At 64.2% G+C, this 18,093-nt stretch carries 16 protein-coding genes; 11 read left to right on the forward strand and 5 right to left on the reverse strand.

Annotated elements, in window-relative coordinates; all coding sequences use genetic code 11:
• The first annotated feature begins 163 nt into the window (after nt 1-163).
• From ACZ5AJ_RS02980 to ACZ5AJ_RS03030, 11 genes are all read left to right on the forward strand, one after another.
• Nucleotides 164-334 carry a hypothetical protein gene (locus ACZ5AJ_RS02980; RefSeq protein ID WP_464136949.1) on the forward strand — a complete coding sequence of 57 codons (171 nt, stop codon included), beginning with the start codon at nt 164-166 and terminating at the stop codon, nt 332-334.
• Nucleotides 335-617: 283 nt separating this feature from the next.
• A protein-coding gene (locus ACZ5AJ_RS02985) for an IS3 family transposase (protein WP_464136951.1) occupies nt 618-1,780 on the forward strand; the annotation gives its coding sequence in 2 pieces (ribosomal slippage) (nt 618-890 and nt 893-1,780; 1,161 coding nt in all).
• Nucleotides 1,781-2,025: 245 nt separating this feature from the next.
• A complete protein-coding gene (locus ACZ5AJ_RS02990) occupies nt 2,026-2,169 on the forward strand; it encodes a hypothetical protein (protein WP_464136953.1) in 144 nt (47 codons plus the stop codon).
• Between the two features lie 1,305 nt (nt 2,170-3,474).
• Nucleotides 3,475-4,269 (forward strand): hypothetical protein, encoded by a 795-nt coding sequence (locus ACZ5AJ_RS02995; RefSeq protein ID WP_464136955.1) that lies wholly within the window; start codon nt 3,475-3,477, stop codon nt 4,267-4,269.
• A gap of 8 nt (nt 4,270-4,277) precedes the next feature.
• On the forward strand, nt 4,278-5,087 hold the full coding sequence (locus ACZ5AJ_RS03000; RefSeq protein WP_464136957.1) for a lantibiotic dehydratase C-terminal domain-containing protein: 810 nt from the start codon (nt 4,278-4,280) through the stop codon (nt 5,085-5,087).
• Nucleotides 5,088-5,090: 3 nt separating this feature from the next.
• Nucleotides 5,091-5,879 (forward strand): SagB family peptide dehydrogenase, encoded by a 789-nt coding sequence (locus ACZ5AJ_RS03005; RefSeq protein ID WP_464136959.1) that lies wholly within the window; start codon nt 5,091-5,093, stop codon nt 5,877-5,879.
• 500 nt (nt 5,880-6,379) lie between these two features.
• Nucleotides 6,380-7,657, forward strand: a complete 1,278-nt coding sequence (locus tag ACZ5AJ_RS03010) for a YcaO-like family protein (RefSeq protein ID WP_464138678.1) — start codon at nt 6,380-6,382, stop codon at nt 7,655-7,657.
• Nucleotides 7,658-7,863: 206 nt separating this feature from the next.
• Nucleotides 7,864-8,541, forward strand: a complete 678-nt coding sequence (locus tag ACZ5AJ_RS03015) for a 2OG-Fe(II) oxygenase family protein (protein WP_464136960.1) — start codon at nt 7,864-7,866, stop codon at nt 8,539-8,541.
• A 398-nt stretch (nt 8,542-8,939) separates the two neighbouring features.
• Nucleotides 8,940-9,983 carry a phenylalanine--tRNA ligase subunit beta-related protein gene (locus ACZ5AJ_RS03020; protein ID WP_464138679.1) on the forward strand — a complete coding sequence of 348 codons (1,044 nt, stop codon included), beginning with the start codon at nt 8,940-8,942 and terminating at the stop codon, nt 9,981-9,983.
• Nucleotides 9,984-10,001: 18 nt separating this feature from the next.
• Nucleotides 10,002-11,084, forward strand: coding sequence for a family 20 glycosylhydrolase (locus ACZ5AJ_RS03025; RefSeq protein ID WP_464136962.1), 1,083 nt, complete (start codon nt 10,002-10,004; stop codon nt 11,082-11,084).
• A gap of 87 nt (nt 11,085-11,171) precedes the next feature.
• Nucleotides 11,172-12,023, forward strand: a complete 852-nt coding sequence (locus tag ACZ5AJ_RS03030; protein ID WP_464136964.1) for an EndoS/ChiA family endoglycosidase — start codon at nt 11,172-11,174, stop codon at nt 12,021-12,023.
• Nucleotides 12,024-12,092: 69 nt separating this feature from the next.
• Here the strand turns inward: ACZ5AJ_RS03030 and ACZ5AJ_RS03035 are convergent, their stop codons facing one another.
• From ACZ5AJ_RS03035 to ACZ5AJ_RS03055, 5 genes are read right to left on the reverse strand one after another with little or no spacing between them, the layout of a single operon-like run.
• The gene (locus tag ACZ5AJ_RS03035) at nt 12,093-13,814 is read right to left on the reverse strand and encodes an ABC transporter substrate-binding protein (protein WP_464136965.1); all 1,722 of its coding nucleotides are present in this window, start codon (nt 13,812-13,814) and stop codon (nt 12,093-12,095) included.
• Nucleotides 13,811-14,899, reverse strand: coding sequence for an ABC transporter ATP-binding protein (locus ACZ5AJ_RS03040; protein ID WP_464136967.1), 1,089 nt, complete (start codon nt 14,897-14,899; stop codon nt 13,811-13,813). The genes ACZ5AJ_RS03035 and ACZ5AJ_RS03040 overlap by 4 nt, the downstream gene beginning before the upstream one ends.
• On the reverse strand, nt 14,896-16,053 hold the full coding sequence (locus tag ACZ5AJ_RS03045) for an ABC transporter ATP-binding protein (RefSeq protein ID WP_464136968.1): 1,158 nt from the start codon (nt 16,051-16,053) through the stop codon (nt 14,896-14,898). The genes ACZ5AJ_RS03040 and ACZ5AJ_RS03045 overlap by 4 nt, the downstream gene beginning before the upstream one ends.
• On the reverse strand, nt 16,050-16,982 hold the full coding sequence (locus tag ACZ5AJ_RS03050) for an ABC transporter permease (protein WP_464136970.1): 933 nt from the start codon (nt 16,980-16,982) through the stop codon (nt 16,050-16,052). The genes ACZ5AJ_RS03045 and ACZ5AJ_RS03050 overlap by 4 nt, the downstream gene beginning before the upstream one ends.
• Before the next feature lies 1 nt (nt 16,983).
• On the reverse strand, nt 16,984-18,090 hold the full coding sequence (locus ACZ5AJ_RS03055; protein WP_464136971.1) for an ABC transporter permease: 1,107 nt from the start codon (nt 18,088-18,090) through the stop codon (nt 16,984-16,986).
• Between the last annotated feature and the right edge of the window lie 3 nt (nt 18,091-18,093).

Below are 18,093 nucleotides of genomic sequence, written 5' to 3' on the forward strand. Positions count from 1 at the left end.
GAGGAAGCCGAGGTCGATGCCGGGACCCGACCTGGTCGCTCCAGCGACGCGGAAGCGGAGATCCGTAGTCTCAAGCGGGTGAGCACTGAGCTGCGCAGAGCCAACAAGATCCTCAAAACTGCCTCGACTTTTTTGCCGCGGAGTTCGATTGCCTCTCGACGAAATGATCGCCTACATCGATTTTTATCGAGATAAATTCGCGGTCGAGTTAATCTGCCGTACCCTCGCGGCGACCGAGGGCGGCTTCATCACCTCACGCGGCTACCGCGCCGGGAAGCCCCGTCCGGCCAGCGACCGCGACCTGCGCGATCAAGCCCAGATCCCAGAGATCTGACGCGTTCACGCCCAGAACTACGTGGTCTTCGGGGCGTGGAGAGTCTGGCACGCGATGTGCCGCGAGGGCTGGGAGACCGGCTGGGACCAGTGCGCCCGGCTCATGCGCCAAGCCTGACTGCACGGTGCGATCCGCGGACGGAAACCCCGGACCACGCGACCGACGGCGGCGCCGGATCACCGTCGGATCTGGTCGGGCAGAACTTCCACGCTCCGGGACTGCCGCATGGATAGGTGACATCTGATCTGGCTTGCCCGCTGGGCGGCCTGGAAGGATGTGCATCATGCCCGCTCTCTACCCCCAGGAGTTCCGCGAAGACGTCGTGCGTGTGGCCCGGTTCCGCGAGGACGGCGTCACTCTCGCGCAGATCGCGAAGGACTTCTGGGGCCACGAGATGACGCTCCATAAGTGGATCCGCCAAGCCGACATTGACGATGGCAACCGTCCCGGCAAGTCCCGGGAGGAGTCGACCGAGTTGCGTGAGGCTCGGAAGCAGATTCGGCTGCTGGAGCAGGAGAACGAGGTCCTTCGCCGGGCTGCTGCCTACCTGTCCCAGGCGAACTTGCCGGGAAATGGTGGTACCCGCTCGTGAGCGAGTTCGCCGCTGATGGGATCCCCGTCGCGGTGTCCCTGCGGGTCCTGAAGCTCTCCCGCCAGCCCTACTACCGCTGGCGGAAACAGCAGATCACCCAGGCCGAACTGATCCAGGCCTATCGCGCCAACGCCTTGCTGGACGCCCACCGCGACGATCCCGAGTACGGGTATCGCTTCCTGGTCGGCGAGGCCGCCGATGCCGGCGAGGTGATGTGCGAGCGGACGGCATGGAAGATCTGCCGCGACAACCAGTGGTGGTCTGCCTTCGGGAAGAAGGGTGGGAAGAACGAGAAGCGTCCGGGACCGCCGGTCCACGATGACCTGGTCCAGCGGGACTTCACCGCCGATGACGTGAACGAGCTGTGGCTGACCGACATCACCGAGCACTGGACCGACGAGGGCAAGCTCCACCTCTGCGCCATCAAGGACGTGTTCTCCGGACGGATCGTCGGCTACTCGATCAGCGACAGTATGAAGGCCCGCCTCGCGGTGAACGCGCTGGACAACGCGGCATCCCGGCGTCGCGACGCTGCCGTCTGCATCGTGCACTCGGACAGCGGATCCCAGTTCAGGTCACGGAAGCTCGTGCACACCCTGAACCGTCACCACCTCATCGGATCGATGGGTAAAGTCGGTGCCACCGGGGACAACGCCGCGATGGAATCGTTCTTCGCGCTGCTCCAGAAGAACGTCCTGGACCGCAAGCGGTGGCGGACCCGAGAAGAGCTCCGCATCGCGATCATCACCTGGATCGAGCGCACTTACCACCGCCGTCGCCGGCAGGCCCACCTGGGCCGATTGACCCCGATCGAGTACGAGACCATCATGAACCCGGTCGCTCACGCGGCCTGACACCCGAACTGTCACCTGAACGTGCGGCAGTCCCCGACGCCCCCACACCACCTGCGTCGATCAGCCTCCAGCCTCACACCTCCACGCCAGCGTCGACAACGTCATGACCATCTACACCTAAGGCGCAGGTCGTGAGGCACAGACGGTCGTGAGTGCGGAGGACCCTCCCAGGAAGCGAGCGCGGAAGCGTGACATCTGTTACGCTCGACGAGGACCGCACGAATCGCGAACAAAGGAGAATCAGCATGAACACCGCCACTCTTGAGCTCAGCGACGACCTCGCTTCTGACGACTTCGCTCTCGATGACGCACTGCTCGAGGGAGTGAACGCGGCCGCAGGGTTCCCCTGCTGCTCGATCGCCTGCGGCCAGGACCCGGACAAGAACTGACCTCATGCTTCGGGGCTGGCGCACACAAATGTGTGCGCCAGCCCTTTTTACTCGCCAAATCACTGAGACATCTAAGGGCATATGACACAAATCAGGGGCGCAAGCTATAGTCTTCTCGAATATTTTTGCATTAGCAAAGAGATTGTGCTTCAAGTGCGCACTTTAAGTGAATGCCGCGATGATATTACGATGCAGCGACTGCGGCTGCAATCCGACATATCCTCATTGATTGGCACACAAGGATATCCGTCAGCGACTCTGACAGCACTAGAGAAAGCCTTATCGAAAGAACGCCTAAAAGGTGGATCCCTCCATTTTTCCGGAGATACCGGCCTACCTGCAGAGATAGCTTCAGCCGTAAGCCACCTAGAAGCCTCCGTAAAAGCTCAGCAGCTCGTCGAGCGGCGCCTAGAAGTGGCCTTAGGCAATACACGTGCCGAGGAGAAGCGATCACTGAAGCGCCTGTTAAGCGACTACCATTCCCAGATCACTAACGAACTCGGGTCGATTCCTCAGAACTCGCCTCATCATCGGACACATGCAATCGTTACACGAATGCTACATAATCTTGAGCGCGAAAATGTAAAGCCATCGCGATACTTTTCGGCAGTAAAGACCGCTCTTCGAATTACGACTAAAACAAATGGTAGTCCAACAAGTGGGTGGAATGGCACTGCTATTGCATTAGCTCGAACACCAGTTGTGTCCGGCCGAGAACGTGGAATCCCCGTATCGCAACGTGTGCGTGAGCCGGATGGGCCGGTATACGAAGACGGTCATGGCCTGCAATCACGGAATACAGGCACTCCTACCAATCTCGAATTGCGGACAACGCCCTGGCCTGCAGAGAGAATCCTACGGGGCCACGAGAACGGAAAGAAACCTCTGACCTCCGAAAGGATGAGTAACGGATCGCGTGACGGTCAGATACAGATCCATTGTGTTTGGCGTGAGGCGAAGAATCCATATGGGCTTAGTGCCACAGAGCTCCCCGATGCCGCGACGCAAGCGCATCTGCGACGAGTTGCTGAAATTGTTCGGAACGCCGATACTCTAAGAGAGTTTCGATTCGTAGTTGCTCACATGTATAAACTTCTATGTCGCAACGAACGAACCCCCTATCTCGAATTCCTACTTGCCCTACAAAATTACGCAGCTATCAATGAGCGAACGCGCTGTACCCCGCTTGCTGCTCTCGTTAGAAGAGCTATTCGAAACCCATCGAATACCCCGATAGGCATCGGGTCCGAACTTTTCACCGACACCTCATCTGGAATGGATAAACCCGCAAGGATCCAATACAGGATGCGTATCCTCAAGGGGGGCGGGGGGCGCTGGGTGCTGAGCGGAGTTTCCGCAAAGCATCATCCTTCTGAAAGTACACACTGTCTTGCATATAGTATTAGTGCGGACTTCGGGTATCCACCAAACGCACGTCGCCCTGAACCTCAAAGGCGTATACTCTATCCGTACACTGAAGATATCTACTCAGAATCGCGAGACGCCGATCTAACACTACAGGACCTCTATCTGCACTACTCTCGAGGCAGCCTGATCCTCTCAGATCCATCTGGAACGCCAATTTTACTGCGCGAGCAGTTGCCTGTGGATTCGCGGATTATACCGTTTGCGGCACGCATTTTGGATGCGCTGTTCTCGCCTTCGGCTTACTATGAGCCTGCAATGCTAAACGGTTTCTCTCAGTGCGAGATTGGCGACGAGATGTCCGGCCTGCAAATCAAAGGTGTTCGCAAGGCAATACAAGAGGGGAATATTACCATCTTGCGAAAAGCTTGGCGACTTGCGGTCCATGGCATTGATAGTGAGGAAAGGTCGCCTCGATCGGTAATTGACGCGTTGGTCGGCTGGGAACGGCTAGGGCTACCGTCTAGCTTTTACTACCGACTCCGGCCGCTTTCGGGTGACGGCCAGATAGCTGACGGGCGGTCTCTGTTCGGTAGCGTAAAACTACTCAGCACGTTTGAGCTATTTTGGCGCCAGCTACAAGCCGATGTCGAAGTGGACATTGAAGCTGCGGATCCGGATCCCACAATGACGCACGACCCGTTGACTGAGATTACTGTAGATGTAGAGGAGTAGCAAAGCATATGACACTTTGGCCCGGCTCTCCCTGGAGAGAATATCACGTACACGACTATGGTCGCTACTATAAAGTCATTAATGAGGTAATTCACCCGTTCTTCGAATCTTGCCGCAGTCCTACGTTTTGGCATTACATCTATCATTGGGCAGGTGGGCCGCATCTCCGTATACGCATCGGCGATTCGCATGGTACCGGTGAAGAATTACTGGCGCGATTGAAAGAATTCACAGAGACATCTGACATTGATATGCCAACGCTTAGCCCAAGTGACTACGAGGAAAGAGCGAGAAAGCTTACCGCCGTTGAAGGGTTAAAGGCCGTGCCCCCTCAGGCGTCGAGGAGTGTCGTCGAGGTTCCCGACACGCACTATGAACCGCTTATCGAGCGCTTCAAGGATACGGCTGAAGGACTCCAGGCTTTCACCGCGTCGAGCCGTATTGCTTTACGACGATCCGCTGGTTGGGGGTCTCGTGTTCAGGTCCTAACCGAAACGCTACTTCTTACATCGGAACGATTCCGTATCTCGTCGGACGATATCGTTAAAAACTATGGGGAGCTAGCAAGTCGACTGAATTTAAAGCCCCGGGCTGACCGTACAGTAGAGCACATCGTGAACACCTACGCTGGCTCTTACACGTCCACCACATTTGCGCACGAGTATGGAGAGTGCCTCCCTCGAGACGGCGCGTTTCGGTCTGATGTGCGGAGGTCAGCCCTACGTTTTTGGCATTTACATTTGAATCGCCTAGGTTTCAGCGTAGATGAAGAGTGCCTTGTTGCACTTTCGGTCGCTGAATCAGTCAAAAGGAGATGATACATGCTGTATTCGCGCCGCGCAGTCGCGGATCTGGCCTTCGAGTATGCGATACTTACGCGACTCTCTAGAACGGCGACAGGGCCTCAAATTGGTAAAATCGTAGATGGCGATCTGGAGGCATCAACGCGACTGCGCGAGCACCTGCACCGCAATCGCTCGGAGGGCGGTATCAGCCGACGTGTAGAGATAATTGAGGACGTGCCGATTAGCCTACGAGATGCGCTCGAGCGGCGTCGCTCCAGGCGGGATATGGGTCGCAGGAATGTTTTGACGTGGGCCCAGCTCGCATCTTTGCTTGGCCTCGCGCTAAGCAAAAGCGAAAAGTCGTTAAACTTGCGGTCATATCCGGCCGCGAGTGGAATCTACGAGATTGAGACATGTGTAGTAGTTCGAGAATGCGAGGGACTCAAGTCTGGCCTTTGGCATTATGAAATCGACGATGGCAAGCTCTTTTTGCTGGATGCGGATCGTGCTTCACTGCGAGAGATCGCGCAGTTAGCGGCCTGGGCCATCGGAAGCGATAAGGTCCCGCCTGCATTAGTTTTATTCTATGCAGATCTCCACTTGATAGACTCTGTCTATTCGGCGCTTGGACTATCGCTTTCGCTAAAACACATTGGAGTGATGACCCAGAATATATATCTGGCATCAGAGGGGCTTGGGTTGGCGGCCTGCGCTCTCGGAACTGGAAGTAGAGATGCGGAGAATATGGCAATACAGGCACCGCTGCAATCTCGTTTCATATGTCTTGGCGGAGTGGCAATTGGCGGGCAAGAGGCAGCCTCATGATTATGGTTGACAACGTTGCGGTCGTCTCCGAAGAGGAATATTCGAGTGGTTCCTGGGCGACGGCACTGGATGCAGAATACGTGACGGTGATGTACCGATCTTCCGAAGGTTACGCATTGGGCCCCTTGGGCTCCCCCGGTTGCGAGAGGAACGAAAGGTGGGGGTGTCAAGCATGTTTTATTGCCAGGGTATCGGCGGCAAATGTGGTGATGGGGCGCGAACAAGAGTCGAGTCTTTCTTTGACTGCAATAGAGGGGGAATCGCTTCCCAAGCATATCCGCGAGCTGGTTGCGTGGCAGAGTCAAATTGAGCTGGAGTATCCAAAACTGTTGGGAGGTCTGGCAGCTACGGTTTGGTATGATGTGCGTGACGGGGTATCTACGTGTCGTCTACTTTTACGCATGTCGGACTGCGAGAAGTGTGGTCGGGTGTGGCTGACGAGCCAAGAGGCTGGCGAAGGCAGTTGCTCGGGTGTTCAAAGTTTTGGCACTCTAGATGAAATGCATGAAGAGCTAAACCGAATATATGTAGACCCCCGAGTCGGACTGATACCAAATCTGGTAGTCGCAAAGCAACATGGACTTCATGTCGCGCGTGCTGCGGTGCTGCTAGGAAGGCCGTCGACATCCGGAAGTACAGTTGTCCACTCTTGGGGGCGAGGAGTATCTCGCGAAGCGGCAGAGAGCTTGGCAGTGTTGGAGGCCCTAGAGCGGTGGTCTGGAGTTCCTCCGGAGCCCACTCGCCTTGGCGCAGAGGCGATACATTGTACGCAGGCGGAGCTTCCCGCTCGAGCGCTCACTCCGAAGGATTTGTGGGTCCATCGTGATGCGGTCTACAACAAGCCCGGAAGTCGGTTTGCTCAGTTGTATGCAGACGAACGTCTTTGGTGGCGGCGTGGCGAAGTGGTGTCATCTGAAGAGGTTGTCTATGTCCCTTTCAGTTCGGCCTACTTTGCCGTAGGGGCTGCGGAACGGGGGTTGAAGAGGTACGTGCAAGAGAATTCGAATGGCATGGCTGTCGGGCAGTCTTTAAGGCACGCAACACTCAATGGGCTGTTGGAGCTGATTGAACGTGATGCTTTCCTCGCAACTTGGTGGCGGCGTGGACCTGCGGCGTGCTGGTTCCAGATTGCACCGGGCTCGTTCCCGATGAGTATGGCTGCGGGTGTCGCTGCTATGAAAGTAACAGAAGCCGGGTTCGACATCTCTGTTGGCGTTGTGCCTTCGAAAGGGTCCACCGTGACAGCGATAGCGGTGGCTACGGGTAGTACCGCTGCTCTTCCCCGTCATGTTGTTGCTGCCGCATGCGGAACATCGAGAGGCGACGCTGTTCGTAAGGCGATAGAGGAAATTGCGTCGACTACCCGTCTGATAATGAGACTGCTTCCTCGCGTTCAACGTAGTGATGTACAGAAGCCGAGTGATGTATTGAACGCCATGCATCATTGGTTGCTGTATGCGCAGGCTGCTGGAGATGCGTTGTGGAATGACAGCGGATTTGTGGTACCCGAGGATATTCCAGTGTGGTCCTGGGACGCGGAACAGCGGAGTGATAGTACCATCGATGATGAGCTTGAGTGTCTGGTTAGCGCGCTTTCAGATGAAGAGCTGGAGCCAATTGTTGTGGATTTGACTCGACCGGAGTTGGCAGGCGTTGGCCTTTCGGCGGCGAAGGTGTTTATGCCGGGGACGCTTCCGCTCACGTTCGGATATGGCATGGAGCGGTTGGATCAGTTCGAGGATGGCGACGAAGGACTGCTTCCGCATCCACTGGGTTAGTGGCATCCATAGGTGAGCCGTGCAGCCAGAATGGAGGACATGACCGTTGGCCGAGAGTCGATGTGATAGGTTGTTGGGAGTGGCGTCTTGCGTTGCTAGGCGCGAGGGGCCTTCCAATGCGGTCTGTTGTAGCTACGCATATACTTTGATTGCAGTTCGGGCGACGAACGACGCGCGCGACGAAGCGCAGATTGGGAGATAGTTCCGTGGACAACCTCTACCCGCGTATCGGTCTTGATGTGGTGACGCAGTTGAACGAAGGGAGTTCATGGCCACCTGTGCCCACGCGACCAGTTCATGTTCGCGGATTCCTCGACCGCGAGTACGCAAAGGAGCTGGCCGAAGAGTTGTTGTCTCGTGACGACTGGGTGCAGTCAAGGTATTTAGTATTTGCGGAAGATGAGCTCGTGCGAAGTGTGAGTGATGCGGAGTATCGTACGGGCGCGGATGGTAAAAAGGTGTGGCGTCACGGCTCATTGGAGACCATCGGCGCCAAGTCGCTCCGTGAGTCTTCCCCGCTATATCAAAGGTTGCGTCGGGAGTTGCTGAAGTCGGAAGTTTTGGATTGCTTCAGTGAGATGATGGGAGTCCGGGTCAGGCCGGCAACGGATGTTAATGCGAGCATGTATGGAAAGGGTGATTTCCTAGCGTCGCATCAAGACACGTTTGAGGATTGGGTCTCCAGCTTTGTGATATATCTTACTGATACCAGCGATTGTGTTGGTGGTGAACTCGAGTTCTTCAATGGCGCAGAGCGACACCGAGTTTCTGTCGAGGCCGGGGATGGAGTGTTCATCCCTATTGATGATCGCTTCAGTCACCAGGTTCTTGCGATGGAGCATGGAAGGCGGTTGAGCCTAAACTACCATCTGAGGAGAGCTTGACGCGGAAGTTTAAACGTGCCGTTAAGTGCACTGTTGGAGAATTGGTTGAGCGCGGCACGCTTTGGTATTAGTCTCCCTTTGTCGGGTTCGGTCATCGGATCGCGTGGGTCGCATGTTGTTGACGTCAGAATTCTTCGCTGGGCTGTTTAGTTCCGTCCTCGAGTGTCGGTTGAGGCGTGCCGCGATCGCCAGTGTATTGCGGGTGACCTCGTATACGTAAAGGCAGAATGCCGTTTTCTAACCAGATGTTTCCGGTCCTCGTGCCTTGAATGTGGTCATCGTGGGTCTAGGTTTAGAGTTTGGCAAGGGTTGCGGTCGTCTAAGCGGACCTCGTCATCGCCGAGGACCTCGTCGAGGAGATCGCGCGCCTCGTCGGCTACGCGGAGATCCCCTCCCAGCTGCCCAGCGCCCCCGCCGGTCGCGGCCTCACCCGCGCCCAGCGCGCCCGCCGCGCCGCCGTCCGGGCGCTCGTCGAGGCCGGCCTCGTCGAGGTGAGCTCCGCGCCCTTCGTCGCCGAGGACGTGCACGACCGTCTCCGCTACGACGCGCAGGACGAGCGCCGTGCCGCGGTGCGGGTCCTGAACCCCCTCGCCGAGGACGAGCCGCTGCTGCGCACCGCGCTGCTGCAGAGCCTGCTGCCCGTCGCGCGCCGCAACCTCGGCCGCGGTGAGGAGTCCGTCGCGATCCTCCAGCGCGGCTCGGTGTTCCGTGCCGCGGCCGGCGGCGCCGCCCCGGTGCCCGCCCCCGCGGCCCGCCCCTCCGAGGCGGAGCTCGCGGCGATCGCCGGTGCGCTGCCCGCGCAGACCGCCGTGCTCGCCGCGGTCGTCGGCGGTGCGTCCGGTCCCGACTCCTGGCAGGGCGAGCCCGAGGCCTGGGGCTGGGCCGACGCCCTGGACCTCGCCCGTCGTGCCGCCGCCGCGGTGGGCGCCGAGCTCGAGGTGCGCCAGCGCGAGATCGCCCCGCTGCACCCCGGCCGCGGTGCGGAGCTGCGCGTGCTCACCGCCGAGGGCGAGAGCTCCGTGGTGGGTCTCGCCGGCGAGCTGCACCCCGCGGTGATCAAGGAGTTCGGCCTCCCTGCCCGGACCGCGGTGCTCGAGCTCGATCTCGAGGCGGTCATCGCCGCCGCCCCCGCCGTGGTCCTCGCCGCGCCGGTGCCGACCTTCCCGCCCGCCAAGGAGGACTTCGCCTTCGTGGTCAAGGAGTCCGTGCCCGCGAGCGCCGTGGAGGCCGCGATCCTGGTGGGCGCGGGCGACCTCGCCGAGCGGGTCCACCTCTTCGACGTCTTCACCGGCGAGCAGATCGGTGAGGGGAGCAAGTCCCTCGCCTTCGCGGTGCGGCTGCGCTCCGCGGAGGGCACCCTCTCGGCGAAGGAGATCGGCGCTGCGCGCGACCGGATCGTCGCGGCGGTCGCGAGCGCGGTGGGCGGTGAGCTGCGGGCCTGAGCGGGTAGCCTCGCGGTCATGACCGTGACGCCGGCTGCGGCCTTCGCCCGCCCCTACGTGGGGCTCAGCCTCGACGCGGCGCGCAGGGCCTTCCGACCGGAGAGCGTCGTGCACCTGATCGGGCGGCTCGGCGAGCTCGGGTTCACGGCCCTGCACCTCCACCTCACCGAGACCCATCGGGTGGGCGTGCGCCTGGCGGGCTTCGAGGAGCTCGCCGCGCCCGACGCCTGGGACGCGGCGGACGTCGCCGCGATCGTCCGCGCCGCGGCCGAGGCGGGTGTCGCGCTGATCCCCGAGATCGACCTGCCCTCCCACGCCGCCGCGCTGCTGCGCGGGCGCGAGCACCTCCGCCTCGTGGACCGTGAGGGCACCGTGCACGAGGACCGCCTCGACGTCACCCACCCCGGCGCCCTGCCCTTCGCCGCCGCGCTGCTCGAGGCGGTGTGCGCCCTGTTCCCGGGCGACGCCGTGCACCTGGGCGGGGACGAGTACCTCGCCGCACCGTGGGAGGACGCGGAGGCCCGGCGCCCGGACCGCTACCCCTCGCTCGTGGAGCACGCCCGCGCTCGTCTGGGCGAGGGGGCGACGGCCCTGGACAGCTTCGCGCTGTTCATGAACGCCCTCGCCGAGCGCGCCCTCGAGCTGGGCCGCACGCCCATGATGTGGAACGACCACGTCGTCCCCTCCCGCGAGCGGCCCCGGGTGCCGATCAGCACCGAGGTGGTGCTGGACGAGTGGATCCGCTGGCGGCGCTGGACGGCGTCGGTCACCGACCATCTCGAGGACGGGTACCGCGTGGTGAACTCCAACGGAGACCTGCTCTACCTGGTGCTCTCTGCGGACGACCCGCCGCAGCCCCACGGCCGCCGCCGCACCGGGCTGCTCGAGGACGTCTTCCGCCCCCGCCGCTTCCTCGGGGAGGCGGCACAGGCGGTGTGGATCGACGTGCCGCCCGCGCCGGCCGGCATGCCCGACCCGGTGCTCGGCGCCTCCCTCTCCCTGTGGTGCGACGCCCCGGACCTGCTCGGCGAGGAGGAGCTGCTCGCCCTGCTGGACACCTGGCTCGTGCCCTTCGCGCGGGTCATGTCCGCCCGCCCCTGACCGGGGCGGAGCGGCGCCTGGGCAGGAGCCCCGGGGCGTGGAAGGATGGCAGCTCAACCGCTTGAGCGACTGCTCCGAGGAGACACCGTGGTCACCAGCCCCCGCCATCGCACCGGACTCCAGATGGCCTACTTCCGCACCTGGCACGACCGGGTCGCGGACCCCACGAAGCCCAACCGCTTCGCCGACGTCCCCGCCGAGGTCGACGTCGTCTTCGTCTTCCCCGACTTCACCCCGCCGGAGAACCCCTTCTGGCGCACCCTACGCGAGGAGTACGTGCCCACACTGCACGAGCAGGACACGACCGTGGTCCGCACCGGCGACATCGGCCTGCTGCTGGACCCCGCCTTCCCCGACACCCCCGCCGGCCACCGGGGCCTCGCCGAGCACCTCGTGGAGGAGCTCGTGCTCGCCCACGACCTCGACGGCCTCGACATCGACATGGAGCGTCGGCTCGAGCCTGCCCTCGCCGCCCGGGCGAGCGCCGTGTTCCACGAGCTGTCGCGGCACCTCGGCCCGGTCTCCGGGACCGAGCGCCTGCTCATGTACGACACGAACCTCGGCGGGGACGAGCCCGTGTTCCGCGAGAGCGCGGAGGTGTTCGACCACGTGCTCGTGCAGTCCTACGGCCGGGACCCGGGCACGCTCCAGGGGACCTGGGAGACCTTCGCCGGGCAGATCGACCCCGCGCAGTACCTCGTGGGCTTCTCCTTCTACGAGGAATTCGACCTCAACCGCTGGGACGACACCTCCGAGCCCTTCGAGGACTCCCGCGCCGTGGCCTTCACGGACTGGCAGATGGAGGGCGGCACCAAGGGCGGCGTCTTCTCCTACGCCGTGGACCGCGACGGGGTGCCCTTCCTGGACGACACGATCACCGTCACGGACTACTCGTGGACCCGGCGGATCGGCGAGCGGCTGCGCTCCCAGCAGGGCTGACCGCTCCCGGACGGCCACGGGGCCGGTCCCCGGAGGGACCGGCCCCGTGGGGCGGAGGGACGTCGGCGATCAGGCGGGCTGGATCGCCATCAGCAGGTTGGTCAGGTTGCCCATGCCGTTCACCCGCGGGAAGTAGTCCACCGTCCCTGGCTCGGGGAAGCCGGTCCAGTTCATGGTGGAGTACATGATGCCGGTGCCGCCGCCCTGGAAGGGGGCGGTCGGGGCCTGCTCGAGGAAGGCCTGCTGGACGCCCTGGACGCCCTCGGCGATCTTGTCCTGGGTCTCGGGGGTGTTGAGGGTGGAGACGAGGATCGCCATCTTCTCCTCGGCCTCCGTGCCCCAGTCCCAGCGGCCCCAGTTGCCGTTGGTGGTCTTCTCGTCGATGGGGAGGATCGGCTGGTCGTACATCGTGTAGTTCGACCACGGCGACCCCGGGTAGCCGAGGCCGGTGCCCACCAGGTCGAAAGTGCCCTCGGACAGGATCGTGTCCATGACGTCCTTGGGCTTGGGGTCGAAGGTGACGGTCACGCCCAGGTTGTCCTTCCAGTTCGCCACGACGATCGGCATGGTCACCATGAAGGTCGCGTTGTCGTTCTGGATCTGGACGCTGAGCTTGTGCTCCTTCCCGTCCTTCCCGAGGTTCCCGGCGCTGTTGACGCTCCAGCCGGAGGCCTCGAGCGACGCCTTCGCCGCCGCGGCGTCCAGGGCGACGGGCTTGGTGAACTCGGGCTGCTCGAGCGACTCGTTGAGCACCGGGTCGACCCCGGCCACGTTGGGCAGCGTGTACCCGATGCCGGAGGCCTCCTTGACCGCCTCGACGTCGATCGCCGCACGGAAGGCCTTGCGCACGTCGACGTCGGCCATCGGCGACTCGGGGCGAGCGGTCATGAACGCGATGCCGGAGGAGGAGCCGTCGGCCACGTAGGCGTAGTTGTTGGTCTCCGCCTTCGTCGCGAAGCCGGTGACGACGCCCGGGGCGCCGCCCTCGGCGAGGTCGATCTCGCCCTGGGTGATCTGGGTCTCGATGTTGCCCGCCTGCCCCGACGGGACGAACTGGACCTCGCCGACCTTCGAGGAGCCGCCCCAGTAGTCCGAGCGCATCTCGTAGGTGACCAGCTGGGTGTCGAAGGACTTCAGGGTCGCCGGGCCGGTGCCGATCGGATCGTCCATGACGTCCTGGGGGAACTCGAGCGTGTCGCCGTCCTGGTACACGTGCGCGGGGACGATCGGGTAGTACAGCGCGAGGTTCACCTCCTGCTGCCGCTGGTCGTCGTTGTACTTGACGACGACGGTGTGGTCGTCCGGGGTCTCGATCGGTGCCGAGAGCCACACGAACTCGTCCTCGGCGGGCTTGGGGTTGGGCTTGCCGTAGATCGAGCCGAGCGTGAACAGCACGTCCTTCGCGGAGAAGGCCTCGCCGTCGGACCACGTCACGTCCTTGCGGAGGTGGTAGGTGACCTCCTTGCCGTCCTCGGAGTGGTCCGCGGACTCGGCGAGCATCGGGATCAGCTGGCCGCCGTCCTGGGAGGAGAGGCGGAACAGCGGCTCGTACACGAGGTCCAGGCCCGGGGCCGTGTCGCCGCCGCCGTAGCGGTTGAAGTTCTTCGCGAACTGGTTGGTGGCCGTGACCGCGGCGCCGATGACGAAGAGGCCGCCGGCGTCGCCGCCGCCGTCGTCGCTGCCGCCTGCGCCGCCGCCGGTGGTGCTCGAGCACGCGGCGGCCACGGCGCCGACGGAGCCGATGCCGAGGGCGCCGAGCACATGACGACGGGAGATGGAGGAGGTGATCATGATGGGTTTCCTTCTTCAGAAGCCGCCTCAGCAGCGGTGGTGGGGAGGGTGGAGAAGTCGGGTCGGTCCTGCGCCAGGACGCACAGCACCTGGCGGCCGTCGGGGGAGACGGAGCGGGGGATCGGGGCGGCGGTGCACTCCGGGCGCGCCATCGGGCACCGGTTCGCGAAGCGGCAGCCGACGACCTCGACGGTCGTGTCCACGGGCGGTGCGGTGGACGCCGCGACGGCGGGGGAGTGGCCGGAGCCCTTGTAGTGCGCCGGGTCCGGTGCCGCCTCGATGAGCAGGCGGGTGTACGGGTGCACCGGGTCGGAGACGATCTGCTCGGTGGGCCCCGACTCGATGATCCGGCCGCCGTACATGACGTCGATCCGGTCGGAGAGGTAGCGGGCGCTGGCGATGTCGTGCGTGATGTAGAGGACGGCGAGGCCCTCGCGGTCCCGCAGGTCGCCCAGCAGGTTGAGGACCTCGAGCCGGATCGACGCGTCGAGCATCGAGGTGGGCTCGTCGGCGAGCAGGACCTGCGGGCCCACCGCGAGCGACTTCGCGATCGCGACGCGCTGGCGCTGGCCGCCCGAGAGGTCCGTCGGATAGCGGTCCAGGTACCGGGTGGCGGGGCTGAGGTTGACCTTCTCGAGCAGCTCCCCTGCCTGCTGGCGTGAGGCGCGGCGCCCGCGGGCGATCCGGTGGATCTGCAGCGGCCGCTCGACGATGTGCCGGATCCGCTTGAGCGCGTTGAGCGAGGCGAAGGGGTCCTGGAAGATCAGCTGGATCTTGCGGTAGTAGGCGCGCTCGTCCTTGCGGGCCTTCGCGAGCGGCACCCCGTCGATCTCCACGTCCCCGCCGGTGGGGGCGTGGATGAGGGAGAAGACGCGGGCCAGGGTGGACTTCCCGGAGCCGGACTCGCCCACCACGGCGACGATCTCCCCCGGGGCGAGGGCGAAGTCCACGCCGTCGAGCGCGCGCACGGTCGCCTTGCCCTGCGGGGTGTCCACCCGGAAGTGGACCTCGAGGCCGCGCGTCGCGATGACCGGGGCGGCACCCTCGCGGGCCCGGCGTCGGGTGGTGGTCGGGGTGGTGCTCATCGGTCCTCCTCCGGGGCCGACGCGGGAGCGGCGACGGCCGGGGAGCCGTCCTCTCCCACGAGGTGGCAGGCGGCCACGCCGCCGGGGATCGACCGCAGCGCGGGCCGCTCCTCGTGGCAGCGGTCGATCGCGAGCGGGCAGCGCGGGGCGAAGGAGCATCCCGACGGCAGGTCCAGCAGATCGGGGGGCGTCCCCGGGATCCCCTCGAGCCGGCGCACGGGCTCGGACAGCGGCGGGAAGGCCGCGCGCAGGCCCCGGGTGTAGGGGTGGCGCGGGGCCGAGTACAGCTGCTCCGGCATGCCGATCTCGACGACGCGACCGGCGTACATGATCGCGATGCGGTCGGAGATCTCCAGCAGCAGCGAGAGGTCGTGCGTGACGAAGACGATCGCGAAGCCGAGCGCGGCCTGCAGCTGCAGGATCTGCGTGAGGATCTGGCGCTGCATGACCACGTCCACCGCGGTGGTCGGCTCGTCCATGAAGACGACCTCGGGGTTCGAGGCGAGGGAGAGGGCGATCAGCGCGCGCTGCTGCATGCCGCCGGAGAGCTGGTACGAGTAGGAGCGCAGGCGGGTCGCTGGGATGCCCACCATCTCCAGCAGCTCGCCGGCGCGCTCCCGCGCCGCGGACTTCGTCATCGACCGGTCGTGCTCCATGATCACGTCGATGAACTGCGTGTCCAGACGCATGACCGGGTTGAGCGAGGCCATGGCGGACTGCATGACGATGGAGAGCGAGTCCCACCGGTAGCGGCGCAGCTGATCCTCTCCGAGCGCGGTGAGGTCCACGACCTCGCCGTCCGCCCGGTGGAAGAGCACCTGCCCGGCGCTCGTGACGGCCGGCGGGCGCTGGAGCCGGGAGAGGGCGTTGAGCAGGGTGGACTTGCCGGAGGCGGACTCGCCGGCGACGCCGAGGATCTCGCCGCGGCGCAGCTCGAGGTCGACGTCGGCGCAGGCAGGCACCTCGCCGGCCTCGGTCACGTAGGTGACCTCGAGCCCGCGGGCCTCGAGCAGCAGCGGTGAGGACGCGAGGCGGCGGGCGATCTGCGCGGTCGTCTCGATCTCGACCTCGGCGGTGCCCGGCAGGTCGTTCGGGTCCAGGGTGCCGGGCGCGGTGTCCGCGCGGTGCTCGCGATCGGTGGCGGCGGGGCTCATGAGGCGGCTCCGGTGGTGGCGACGGGGGCGGTGACGGCGGCCTCGCGACGGCGGCGGGCGAGGAAGCGCCGCATGAGCGTCAGCCGCTTGGAGCTCAGGGTGGGGTTGGTGATCTCGTCGAGGCCGAAGTTCACCATCGTGGTGGCGAAGCCGAGCAGGGCGAGGCACAGGCCCGGCGGCACGAACCACCACCACATGCCGCGGAACAGGGCGTTCTGGCCGAAGGCGTAGTTGATGATCAGCCCCCAGCTCGGCTCCGCCGCGCTGCCCACGCCGAGCATGGCCATGGCGGCCTGCATGCCCACGCCGGCGGCGATGAGCGTGAGGAAGATCGGGGAGACGATGCCGAAGAGGTGGGGCATCACCTCGACGAACACGATCCGGGCCTTGGACTCGCCGATGGTCCGCAGCGCGGTGGTGAAGTCACGGCCGCGCAGGCTCAGCGCCTGGGCCCGGATGCGGCGGGCGCCCCCGGTCCACTCGAAGAGGCCGATGAGCACCGAGACGACGATCAGCGGCATCTCGCGCCAGAAGGTGGCGGCGATGATCAGCACGGGGAACGAGGGGATGTTCTGGAAGACGAGGATGACGCCGTTGAGCAGGCGGTCCACGGTGCCGCCGAGGAAGCCGGCCGCCGTGCCCATCGCGATCGCGATGACCGAGGCGATGATCGCGGAGGCGAAGCCGACGAACATGGAGTTGTAGGTGCCGTGCAACATCCAGGTCAGCACGTCCTGGCCGGAGACCGTGGTGCCCATGGGGTGGGCGAGGCTCGGGGCCTGCCCCATCGCGTCGGCGAAGATCGACTGGGGGGAGCGGCCCAGGACGTGGGTGGAGAAGGGGCGGCCCAGCAGTGCGACGAGCGTGAAGAAGCCGATGATGACCAGGCCGATGACGACCTTGGGGTGGGTGAGGAACCGTCGTGCCATGTCAGCTCCCCTCCCGGGTGCGCGGGTCCAGCAGCACGTAGACGCTGTCGGCGATGAAGTTGAAGACGAGGCTGAGGACGATGACGATCAGCAGCAGCGCCTGCATGAGCGGGTAGTCGCGCACGCCGGTGGCGGCGCCGATGAGCCCGCCGAGGCCGGGGTAGACGAACACGCTCTCGGCGAGGACCACGGACATGAGCACGCCGCCGATCGACATGGCGAGACCGGTGATGTTGGGGAGCATGGCGTTGCGCGCGGCGTAGGCGGTGCGCACCCGTTCGGGGGAGAGGCCCTTCGCCCGGGCGAGGTGGACGTAGTCCTCGTTGACCGTCGTGATCATCATGTTGCGCATGCTGAAGAGCCAGCCGGTGATGCCCACGACGACGAGGGTCGCCAGGGGCAGCGCCGCGTGGAAGAGGACGCTCAGGACCCACTCGGGGTTGCCGATGCCCGGCGGGCGCAGGCGCTGGTTGACCGAGCCCTGCGCGGGGAACCAGCCCTTGGTGTAGGAGAGGTACCAGACCGCCAGCAGGCCCAGCCAGAACGCGGGGATCGAGGCGAAGAACATGGCCGCGGGGGTGATGAGGGAGTCGAGCCGGCCGCCGGGGCGCCAGCCCAGCCGGGCGCCGAGGTAGGTGCCGATCACCCAGCCGATGAGGGTGGAGAGCAGACCGAGGAAGAGGGTCCAGGGCAGCGCCTGGGAGACGAGGTCCGTGACCTCCATCGGGTAGTACATGATCGAGCGGCCCAGGTCGAGGTGGACCAGCTGGACCAGGTAGTTCCAGAACTGCTCCCAGATCGGGGTGTCGGGGTCGCCGTACATGTTGTGGATGACGCGCATCTGGTACTCGGAGGGGCGCTGGCCCGTCTTCTCGTAGATGTCGCGGATCATCGACTGCGCGGGGTCGTTGGGCATGAGTCGGGGCAGCACGAAGTTCAGGACGACGGAGATGAACAGGACCGTCAGGTAGGTGCCGGCGCGCTGCGCGAGGTAGACGAGGTTCGGCGGGACCCGGCGGCGCCTGCGCGCGGCCGGGAGCGCCGTGCCGCGCGGGGAGCCCGGATCGGGCTCCGCCTCCGCGATCGACAGCGGTGTCGTCGTACTCATCGG

This window comes from Brachybacterium zhongshanense, from assembly GCF_055385755.1.

Coding starts and splice junctions, on each gene's coding strand:
- ACZ5AJ_RS02980 (WP_464136949.1), top strand. CDS start 164: ATGATCGCCTACATCGATTTTTATCGAGATAAATTCGCGGTCGAGTTA.
- ACZ5AJ_RS02990 (WP_464136953.1), top strand. CDS start 2,026: ATGAACACCGCCACTCTTGAGCTCAGCGACGACCTCGCTTCTGACGAC.
- ACZ5AJ_RS02995 (WP_464136955.1), top strand. CDS start 3,475: ATGCGTATCCTCAAGGGGGGCGGGGGGCGCTGGGTGCTGAGCGGAGTT.
- ACZ5AJ_RS03000 (WP_464136957.1), top strand. CDS start 4,278: ATGACACTTTGGCCCGGCTCTCCCTGGAGAGAATATCACGTACACGAC.
- ACZ5AJ_RS03005 (WP_464136959.1), top strand. CDS start 5,091: ATGCTGTATTCGCGCCGCGCAGTCGCGGATCTGGCCTTCGAGTATGCG.
- ACZ5AJ_RS03010 (WP_464138678.1), top strand. CDS start 6,380: ATGCATGAAGAGCTAAACCGAATATATGTAGACCCCCGAGTCGGACTG.
- ACZ5AJ_RS03025 (WP_464136962.1), top strand. CDS start 10,002: ATGACCGTGACGCCGGCTGCGGCCTTCGCCCGCCCCTACGTGGGGCTC.
- ACZ5AJ_RS03035 (WP_464136965.1), bottom strand. CDS start 13,814: ATGATCACCTCCTCCATCTCCCGTCGTCATGTGCTCGGCGCCCTCGGC.
- ACZ5AJ_RS03040 (WP_464136967.1), bottom strand. CDS start 14,899: ATGAGCACCACCCCGACCACCACCCGACGCCGGGCCCGCGAGGGTGCC.
- ACZ5AJ_RS03045 (WP_464136968.1), bottom strand. CDS start 16,053: ATGAGCCCCGCCGCCACCGATCGCGAGCACCGCGCGGACACCGCGCCC.
- ACZ5AJ_RS03050 (WP_464136970.1), bottom strand. CDS start 16,982: ATGGCACGACGGTTCCTCACCCACCCCAAGGTCGTCATCGGCCTGGTC.
- ACZ5AJ_RS03055 (WP_464136971.1), bottom strand. CDS start 18,090: ATGAGTACGACGACACCGCTGTCGATCGCGGAGGCGGAGCCCGATCCG.